Genomic DNA, 1,856 nt, shown 5'->3' on the forward strand with positions numbered 1-1,856 from the left:
CCGGAGCCGGCCGGGGCGGCGGCCGGGCGGGGGAGGGGCCGGTGCGGCGGGTGGAAGCCCTGGACGGCGGCGGCGTCCGCGCCGAGGTAGCCCCAGGCGCCGGCCGGCAGCGCGGTCGCGTTGTCGGGCGCCTCGGCGGCCTGGAGGCCGTCCCCGTCGAACGCGGCGAACCCGGCCCGGCGCATGCACGAGACGACGAGCATGTTCCGCGCCTGGATCTCCTTCACGGCGCCGCGGTCGTCGGCCTGATAGGCGGACAACGGAAGTCCGGTCATTCCGCCCCGGCCGGATTCCGGGGCGCGGGCCGCGGAAACCTCCGGCGGGGTCGGCGCGGAATCCGAGGAGCCGCTTCCGGAAACCCCGGAACAACCGGCGGACAATGCCGCGATCAGCACCGCGAGGACGGCGGCGGTGAATCGTCCCGATGGCGCGGGGAGTTGCACGGCGGGTGCTCCGATCCTCAAGCGCGGCAAGCTTGTTCGGACCCTAGCGCATTCCTTCACGGCCGGTTCCCGGGGCGTCGGCGATCGATCGGCTTGGCCGGAAAACAGCTGTCAGGTACTGCTCCGCCGTGCAAATCTCGGGAGTCGCAACCGCGACCGATGGAGGGTCCATGGTTATCCGCACGCATTTCCGATCGGACCACCGGAATTCGAGCCACCGGAACAGAAATGCGAGGGCCCGTCGGCTGGGTGCGCTGGCGGTTCTCACCGCGGCCGCCGCGACCCTGTTGCCGGCAACCGGCGCCCAGGCCGTGGAACGCGTCGACTGCGGCAACCGGAACGACTTCGCGAAGGTGTACAACTACGGCTACGGCGGGCGGCTCTGCTTCGCGAACGACGGCTGGATGGCCGTCCGCATCTACAACGTTGACCGGATCGACGCCGGCAACAACCGGGTCGTCACCTATCTCGGCGGCGGGCTCGGCTCCTGGACGGTCTTCAACTGGGAGCAGTACGACTTCAATGCCAACCAGGGCCGCCAGGTGATGATGTACGACATCAACCTGTCGCGCTGGTAGCCGGCCGGAGGCCCCGTACGGGCCGGGCGGGGTGCGGCCGTCCGGTTCGGCGGGGCCGCGGGTGTGCGCGGGGCCACTGGTGTGCGCGCGGCCCCGGAAACGACTGAGGCCCGGATACGAGTGAGGCCGAGACCCGTGGCGCCCTCCAGGAAAGGGCGCCACGGTTCCCGGCGCTTGGGCGGGCGCCCCCACCCAGGGTCGCCCGGCCTCGCACCCCCGACCCCCATCGGTGGTGCGACAGTGCCTCCGCAGCCATCCCCCACGGTTGGGTGCGGCGGGCACATTCACCATGGTGCGCGATCTCCATGGACGGGCAGTGACAGGAGTATGTCCACTTCATGGCAGATCGCGGAGCCGGAGCTGGACCGCCGGGCCGGTGGTTCGTCCACGGGCCCGCCCGGTGTTCCGTCCAGTGGTTCGTCCGCGGGCGTTCCTGCGCGGCCCCCGTGAACGGTTCGTCCGCGCCCGGCCCCGCCGGGCCCGTACACCGCGTGCGTGTCGCTACCGCGGCGTAGGCTGGAGACCCCCGGCCGCTCGGCGTGCCGGGCCGTTCGCGTTGCCCCGGCGGGCCCACGCCGCCCGGGGGCAGCACCAGCCACGGGACGAAGAAGAGACCCCAATGAGCCTGACCGGACTGCTCGATGTCGTCGCGCGGGACGCGGCGCTCGCCGAGGCGATCGAGGCGGCCACCGCCACCGGAGCCGCGGCCGGCGGCCGCCGGCACCTGGACCTGGTCGGGCCGCCCGCCGCCAGGCCGTTCGCCATCGCCGCGCTCGCCCGGGCGCTCGCCGCCGCGGCGGCGGGGGACCGCGGCCGTCCGGTGCTCGCCGTCACC

Annotated in this window: 3 protein-coding genes; 2 read left to right on the forward strand and 1 reads right to left on the reverse strand. The window is 73.4% G+C overall.

Features of this window, described 5'->3' with window-relative positions; all coding sequences use genetic code 11:
- Positions 1-260, reverse strand: a 260-nt coding sequence (locus tag AB0O00_RS37560) for a hypothetical protein (RefSeq protein WP_363659179.1), incomplete at its 3' end; no start/stop codon positions are given.
- A gap of 470 nt (positions 261-730) precedes the next feature.
- Here AB0O00_RS37560 and AB0O00_RS37565 point away from each other — a divergent pair.
- Positions 731-1,021: a beta/gamma crystallin domain-containing protein gene (locus AB0O00_RS37565; protein ID WP_363659180.1), complete on the forward strand. Its 291-nt coding sequence runs from the start codon at positions 731-733 to the stop codon at positions 1,019-1,021.
- Positions 1,022-1,640: 619 nt separating this feature from the next.
- Positions 1,641-1,856: hypothetical protein (locus AB0O00_RS37570; RefSeq protein ID WP_363659181.1), on the forward strand; the 216-nt coding region annotated here is incomplete at its 3' end.

Origin of the sequence: Kitasatospora sp. NPDC093558, assembly GCF_040683475.1 — a bacterium.
GTDB lineage: Bacteria > Actinomycetota > Actinomycetes > Streptomycetales > Streptomycetaceae > Kitasatospora.